Annotated in this window: 4 protein-coding genes; all 4 read left to right on the top strand. The window is 38.2% G+C overall.

Going from position 1 to position 8,320, the window contains the following annotated elements:
- Positions 1-99 precede the first annotated feature (99 nt).
- The 4 genes from JK139_RS07990 to JK139_RS07975 all read left to right on the top strand — a co-directional run bounded on the left by JK139_RS07990 (position 100) and on the right by JK139_RS07975 (position 8,314).
- Complete coding sequence (locus JK139_RS07990; RefSeq protein ID WP_218331000.1) at positions 100-2,271, top strand: TonB-dependent receptor domain-containing protein; 2,172 nt, start codon at positions 100-102, stop codon at positions 2,269-2,271.
- A 23-nt stretch (positions 2,272-2,294) separates the two neighbouring features.
- The gene (locus tag JK139_RS07985) at positions 2,295-4,016 is read left to right on the top strand and encodes a SusD/RagB family nutrient-binding outer membrane lipoprotein (protein WP_218330999.1); all 1,722 of its coding nucleotides are present in this window, start codon (positions 2,295-2,297) and stop codon (positions 4,014-4,016) included.
- A gap of 18 nt (positions 4,017-4,034) precedes the next feature.
- On the top strand, positions 4,035-4,970 hold the full coding sequence (locus tag JK139_RS07980) for a hypothetical protein (RefSeq protein WP_141676791.1): 936 nt from the start codon (positions 4,035-4,037) through the stop codon (positions 4,968-4,970).
- 233 nt (positions 4,971-5,203) lie between these two features.
- Entirely contained in the window at positions 5,204-8,314 is a 3,111-nt protein-coding gene (locus JK139_RS07975) for a SusC/RagA family TonB-linked outer membrane protein (protein WP_218330998.1), read from the top strand.
- The last annotated feature ends 6 nt before the right edge of the window (positions 8,315-8,320 follow it).

Genomic DNA, 8,320 nt, shown 5'->3' with positions numbered 1-8,320 from the left:
CCTGCAACCTTTTTTATCCGCATTTGTTCATAAACTATTGATCCCATTGTGTTCTATTCGTTTTTGAGGAACGACTATTTATACAAATTTTACAATAGTGTGCACAATTTCTTTCAAACAGGAAATACAAGTACCACCTCAATTAATGTTTCAGGCACTTCCGGTAAATTAAACTATAATATGAACTATGGTTATACTGGTGATGCCGGATATATTCCAATGAATAGTATGTTTAAAAATACGTTTGGTGTGGGGGGTAGTGCAAAATTGACAAATAATTTAACCATTAGTGGTACTTTGAATTATGTGTCTGATGATGTGAAATCACCGCCCACCAGTAATAGTTATGGTAACAACCCTGCCAATACATCTATTTTCGGTAACGTAATGTATACCCCTACGGCTGTAGATTTAATGGGATTACCTTACGAAAATCCTTTTGACCACTCTTCTGTATATTATAGGGGAAGTAATGATATTCAAAACCCCAGATGGACTTTATACAATTCATTTACAGATGACAAAGTGAGCCGTGTATTTGGCCAAATGCGTATTGGGTTGGATTTGGCGAAGGGTATTAATTTATCTTATCATGTTGGTATAGATAATTATACCGAATCTCAAATGTATGCGCAAAACAAAGGGGGTATTTTTACCCCAACCGGTATACTACGCACCTCTACTGCATTGAATACAATTATGGATCATACTGTATTGTTGAATTTTAACAGAAACCTCAACAGCAACTTCAACTTAAACTTAGATGCGGGTTTCAATGCCAGAAAGTATAATTTTTCGCAGACCGGGATGACGAGCACACAGCAACTGGTTTATGGATTAATGAACCACGGCAACTTTATTACTCATGATATCAATAGTGAAGCAGGTGCTCCTTTAAACTATAATACAGAAAAACTATTGATGGGTGCTTTTGCACAAGGGCAGTTAGGATATAAAGATTATGCATTTTTAAACTTTGGAGGCAGGAACGACTGGGCCTCTACTGTTGAAAAAAGCAATCGTAGTTTATTTTATCCAAATGTGGGTGTATCTTTTATCCCTACCAGCGTAATCAATTGGCTGCAAGGCAATAAGCAAATTAATTATTTAAAGTTTAGGTTAGGTTATTCAACCAGTGCTAATTTCCCTGATCCGTATAGCACCAGACCTTCTTTAAATATTGGTACACGTTCATTTATTACAGGGGGTGGAACTGCAATTAATGTGAATTCATTACAAACGCAATTGCCCAATCCGGATTTAAAACCTGAGTTATTAAAAGAAGCAGAGGCCGGTATTGAGGGAAGATTTATTGATAACCGACTAACATTAGACCTCTCATTTTATAGAAGAGTAGCTAATAATCAAATCTTAAATAGATTTTTAGACCCTTCAACCGGTTATACGTTCCAACAAATTAATGCAGGTACTGTAACCAATAAGGGAATAGAAATGGCTTTGGGTTATGATGTTATTAGAGGTAAAAAATGGAAATGGCACTTAGATGGTTTGTGGTCATTGAACAGAAGCAATGTGAGTGATTTGCCCAGCTATATCACCAGAATCAATACTTCCGGTTATTCAAACCAGGGAACATTTGCCATAAACGGGCAACCTTTAGGGGTTATTATGGGATCATACATACAAAGGGATCCCAAAACAAAACAGCGTTTAGTTGGTGTTGATGGAAACTATGTTGCTGCAAATGATATTGGTATTATAGGCGATCCGAACCCTAAATACAAATTAACCGGTATCAGTGAATTAAGTTATAAAGCGTTTTCATTTAGAATGCAATGGGATTATACTGCAGGAGGTGATTTATACTCTGGTACTTCAGGTGCCTTGTTAGGACGCGGTGTAACAAAAGATACACAGTTTGATAGAGCAGCCCCATATATTCTACCGGGTGTTTTAGCAAATGGTCAGCCAAATAATATACAGATATCAGCTACACAGGCATTTTTTAGTAATAGCATTACCGGTGGCGCTCCTGATGAAACTGCTATTTATGATGCAACCTGTATCAGGTTAAGAGAAGCTTCTCTATCCTACCAACTTCCTGCAAAATTGTTAACGAACTTACCTTTTGGTAGCATTTCAGTTTCACTTTCCGGAAGTAATCTTTGGTATTATGCACCTAATTTCCCTAAGTATATTCATTTTGATCCGGATGTGAATGGTTTGGGAGTAGGTAATGGAAGAGGAATGGAATTTTTAACTGGTCCTTCCGCACGTCGTTACGGAGCCAGTATTAGGGTAACATTCTAATTTTTAAATTAAAACTGCGTAAAATGACTTATAAAAAATTATTTATTGGATTGGGGATTTTTCTTACCCTTGTATCCTGTAACAAACAGCTGGATTATAATTTAAATAATCCAAACTATCCGGGCCTATCTACGGCCGATGTAGACTTGTACTTAAATCAGGTAGAAATAAGTTTTAATAACTTTTGGACTACTGCTTCTGATTATGGTGCACAATTAAGCAGACAACAAAACTGGGGTGGGCCTTTGTATAAAAACGCCTATCAACCTGCCAGTTTTGATGGTATGTGGACAACCGCCTATTCCAGTATGCTGGTGAATGCTACCGCCATGCTGCCTTTGGCCATTCAACAAAAAAAATACATCCATTCCGGTATTGCCAGAACACTAATGGCATTTACTTATGGCACTTTGGTAGATGATTTTGGAGATGTGCCTTATTCACAAGCAGTATTAGGTGCTGCCAATACCAATCCTAAAGTAGATGGCGGTGCAGCTATTTATACTGCCGTACAATCGCTTTTGGATAGTGCAATCGCTGATTTTCAAAAAACAGCAACAGCAAAACCTGCCAGCGATTTATTTTATAATGGCAGTGCTGCAAAATGGTTAACATTAGCCAAAACATTGAAGCTAAAGTTCTATATGCAGGCTCGCTTGGTAGATAATACTGTTGGGCCTAAAATTCAGGCTTTGTTAACTGAAAATAATTTAATTAATACCCCGGCACAGGATTTTGTTTTTAAATACGGAACAAATTTAACCGCTCCGGATAGTAGGCATGAACATTATGGTATAGATTATGTAAATAGTGGAGGTGTAGGTGAGTATTTAAGTAATTACTTTATTTGGGCAGTAACTGCTGAAAAATATAATGGTATTGTTAATATTGCCAATAATGCAAGCAGTAATGCAGATCCCAGAGCCAGGTATTATTTTTATCGTCAGGTAACCAATTATAGCTGGGCCAATCAACAAACCGCCCCATGTTTTGGCAATTCTTTGTATGGTAATTCTAATTTTCCTGCATGGTATCCAAGTGTGCCTGATCAAACACCCTATTGCGTAGTTGGTAAAGGTTATTTAGGACGTGACCATGGTGATAACAGCGGAGCCCCTCCAGATGGAAGTTTTAGAACTGCCTGGGGTATTTATCCTGCGGGTGGACAGTTTGATTATGATCAATCTCAATCAGTTTCATTAGGTATGGGTGCCGGGGGTGCTGGAATCAATCCAATATGGCTTTCTTCTTACACTGCTTTTTTAGAAGCTGAGGCTGCTTTATCACTCGGTATTACCACACAGGGCTCTGCCAGATCTTTATTACAAAGTGGTGTAACTGCCTCTATTAATAAAGTGATTAATTTTCCTGCATCTATTGGTTTTACAGGTGTTCCTGCAGCTCAAGTTCCAACTACTTCACAAATTAATAATTACATTAATTTAGTGTTGAATAACTATGATGCTGCACCAAATGCAGATGCACAAATGAATATAGTGATGAATGAATACTATATTGCTTTGTGGGGTAATGGTGTTGAGGCTTATAACAACTTAAGAAGAACAGGTAAACCCTCTAATGTGCAATTGGCTGTAACTACACCTTCTCCAGGTTTCTTTATGCGTTCGTTCTTTTATCCTTCTGTTTTTGTAAACAGAAACTCAAATGCGCCGGCACAAAAAACACCTGGCGATGCAGCAAACAAAGTATTTTGGGATAATAACCCCGATAACTTTATTAAATAAATGATTAAATTTATGAACATGAAGAAGCTAATATATATTTTATCGGTTGTCTGTTTAATAACAGTAACCAACTCCTGTAAAAAAACGGGGGGAGATATTAATCCTTTAAGCAGTTATAAAAATTTTGGGGTAGGGTCTTATTTAGTGTTAGATAGTACCATTAACCAAAATCTGAACTATGCATCTTTATCTAATTCTACAGTTGGAGTTATTGTTCACCAATACCCCAATGGCGAAGCAATTACCAGTATTACTGTTTTTGCTGTTGCAGGAACATCTTATGATACTACCCAATGGAAGAAGGTAAAGACCCTTAGTTATACAAGTCCTCAAACTACCATTACAGTAACAGGTGCAGAACTGGCAGCTGCTATGGGTGGTGCATCCGCCATTCAGCCCGGTGCCAATTACACTTTCTATAATCGAATTACTACCAAAAGTGGTAAAACCTATGATGTAAATAATACGGGCAATAACAGTGGTAGTGGATTGGTAACTGGTTTCTATTATCATAGTGCTTTCTCTTTCAGTGCTTATGTGGTTTGTCCGTTTGTGGCACCTATTGCCGGTACTTATAAAGTAATAAGAGATGATTGGGCAGATTGGAATCCGGGTGCCTTGGTGCAGGTAACAGATGGCCCAGGGCCTAACCAAGTAAATATAAGTAAGGTATATCCTAACCCAGCTTATGGAACAGTAGTAAGCCCATTAATTGTATATGTAGACCCCGCTTCAGGAACTGCCTCGGTTCCAAAAACAAATTTTGGAAATTATGGCGGCGGTTATAATATGACTGCTGTTGGTACCGGTGCAAAAACTTCTACTGGAAATATAGCCGGATATGTATTTTCCTGTACAGGTTATATTACTTTAACCATGGAATTAAAAGCAGACGGTCCCGGTGGAAACGGATATGATAATGGCCCTACCAAACTTATTCTCCAAAAACAGTAAAAAATATTTAAATATTTGTTTTTTTCTCTCGTGTTTTAATTTTCTATTCAATTCCGGGCGGTATTCTTACCGCCTGTTTTTTGTGGGCACATCAACATAAACACTTTTTATTAAACCATTCTTACTTTTTATCAGCCGTTCTTAATTTTTAAGCTTCACAATTTTATTTTTTTAAAGATTTTTCTGTAATTTGCTTCACTGGCAAGTATTTACGTTTAACTAAAACAACATTTATGAGAAAAAAGCTGTTGCTCATTATGAGTGCTGTATTGTTGCTTATGCTGCACGTACAGGCCCAAACCACCGTAACCGTAATCGGTACTATTACCGACCAACAAGATGGGAAACCACTTTCGGGTGTTACTATTAAAGCAAAAGGTACCAATGAGGCTACCACCACCAATGCAGAAGGAAATTTCAAAATTGTAGTACCCCAATCGGTTACTACCTTAGAAATTAGTTATGTAGGCTATCGCGATATGGCTGTTCGTTTAACCGGTCAACCACTTACCATTAAAATGGCGGAGGCAGATAAAAGCCTCAACGAAATAGTGGTGGTTGGATATGGTACCAAAATTAAAAAAGATGTATTAGGGGCTGTTTCAACAGTAACAGCTAAAGAAATAGCCAATACTCCCGCTACCAGTTTTGAAAGTGCCATGCAGGGCAGGGCTGCCGGCGTATTGGTATCACAACAAAACGGCAAATTAGGACAGGCCATTAATATTAAAATCAGAGGTGCATCTTCTGTGTCAGCAGGTAATGAGCCGCTGTATGTGGTAGATGGCATTCCGATTACTACCGATAACCTTTCCAGTACTACCGCTGCTACCAATGCATTGGCAGATTTAAATATGAATGATATTGAATCCATTCAAATTTTAAAAGATGCTTCTTCTACAGCTATTTATGGTGCCAGTGCTTCTAATGGTGTTGTGCTAATTACCACTAAAAAAGGGAAAGCCGGTACCTCCCGAATTGATTTTAATTATTATACCGGAACCCAAAAGCCAACAGGTAAACGCGAATTTCTTAATTCAAAACAATATGTAGATTATTTTACCCAGGCAGCATTAGGTGCCGCTAATCAGGATTATCTGGCCGGTTATTATTCTACACTTCAGGCGGCTCAACAGGATTATTTAAATTTTGTCAATAGCCGGTTTACCCGCTACTCTGCCGGTAATAATGACTGGCAAACTGCTAAAGTAAATACCAACTGGCAGGATCAGGCTTTTCAAAATGCGCCCATTTCTGAATATGACCTGAATATTTCCGGTGGCGATGCAAAAACAAAATTTTATGTATCAGGTCAGTATTTGGACCAAACCGGTATATTGGTGCGCAACAGTTATAAAAGATATTCCGGCAGGGCCAATTTGGAACATAAAGTAAAAGACTGGTTAACTGCAGGTGTAAATTTGGCTTTTGCCCGTTCTATGAACAGCAGGGTATCGAATGATAATGCTTTTTCTACCCCTTTACAGATTGTAGCTTTATCACCCATTACACCATTAATTGACCCCCGTACCGGTTTAATTAGTGGTGCTTTAGACCCCAATAGCGGAGCCCCCAATACCAATTATCCGGTATATTACAACCCATTGTTAAGTGTTATTGATGGTTTTTATAATACTTTGGTAAACCGAACTGTTGGTACTTTTTATGCTACTGCCAATTTAACAAAGAACTTAAGTTTTCATACCGACTTTGGTATTGACCAATTGAATCAGTTTGAAGAAAGTTATTATGGAAGATTAACTGCCCGAAATAATGGCGTACCCAATGGCAGTGGTTTTTATGGTACTACACAGGTGTTGAATTTAACCACCAACAACTATTTTAATTATAAAGCTAATTTTAAACAGAAGCATGATGTTGATGTAATTTTGGGTACCAGCTACACCGACCGCTCCTTCGATTTCAGCAGCGCTAATGGTGAACAGTTTCCCAGTGATGCCTACAAAAAATTAATCAATGCCGCATCTAAAACCGACGCCAGTTCTTCCTCCACTTCTAGTACCCTGGTTTCTTATTTCTCAAGGATAAACTATAAATTCAATAATAAATATCTGTTATCTGTTACAGGCCGTTATGATGGTTCGTCTCGTTTTGGTGCCAATAACCGGTATGGTTTATTCTTAGGCGCATCTGCAGGATGGGTATTAACGGAAGAAGATTTCTTAAAAGATGTAAGCTGGTTGAGCTTTTTGAAAATTAAAGCCGGTTATGCCGGTAATGGTAACGATCGTATTCCCGATTTTGCTGCAAGAGGTTTGTATTCAGGAAATGCACCTTATGGTGGCCAGCCGGGGCAACATCCTACGCAAATTGCCAATCCCGATCTAAAATGGGAAACTACCTATGGCACTGATATTGGCATTGAAGCCAGTTTGTTCAATAACCGTGTAAGCGTTGAAATTGATTATTACAACCGCGATACCCGCGATTTATTATTGAATCAGGAAATACCCGGCACCAGTGGTTTTGCTACGCAATTAAAAAATATTGGCCGACTGAAAAATAACGGTATAGAATTTACCATTAATACTACCAATATTTCCAATAAAAATTTCAGATGGACAAGCTCTCTGAATTTTGGTGCTAACAAAAACAAAGTAATTAATCTTGGGGGCCAGTTATTGGGTACAGATGTAAATAAAGCAATGGAGGGCCAACCACTGGGCGTATTTGTAGCCAGAGAATTTGCTGGTGCAGATCCTGCTAACGGTGATGCATTATACATTAAAAATACTTTGAAGGCTGATGGCACCAGAGACAGGAGCACTACCAATGATTATAATGCTGCCCAGGATGTAGTGATAGGCAGCCCAATTCCTAAATTCATTTATGGCTTTGGCAACACTTTTACCTTTAAAGGTGTTGATTTAGATATTTTATTGCAAGGAGTGTACGGCAATAATATTTATAATGGTGGCGGGCAATACATGTCAGCCAGTGGTAGTAATGGCTTTGATAACCAAACAATTGACCAATTAGCTGCCTGGAAAAAACCCGGTGATAAAACGATGGTGCCGGAGGCCAGATTATTTTACGCCAATGGTACCAATCCTTCCAGCCGCTATATTTCAGATGGTTCCTATTTAAGAGTGAAAGCGGTGACTTTAGGTTATAATTTACCTGCTAACCTGATTAGAAAAATTAAATTGGAAAGTCTAAGGGTATACCTCCGTGCGCAAAACTTATTTACCATTACCAAATACAAAGGTTGGGATCCGGAAGTTACTGCCGACTTTTTGGCAAGTAACATTACCCAGGGTGTAGATTTTTACTCTGCTCCACAATTAAAAACCATTGTTTTTGGTGTAAATATTGGGTTGTAATATAAT

The sequence above is a fragment of the Hydrotalea lipotrueae genome, assembly GCF_019249625.1.
Classification (GTDB): Bacteria; Bacteroidota; Bacteroidia; order Chitinophagales; family Chitinophagaceae; genus Hydrotalea; species Hydrotalea flava.
The sequence above is the reverse complement of the archived record's forward strand: the minus strand, read 5'-3'. Positions and strand labels throughout refer to the sequence as shown.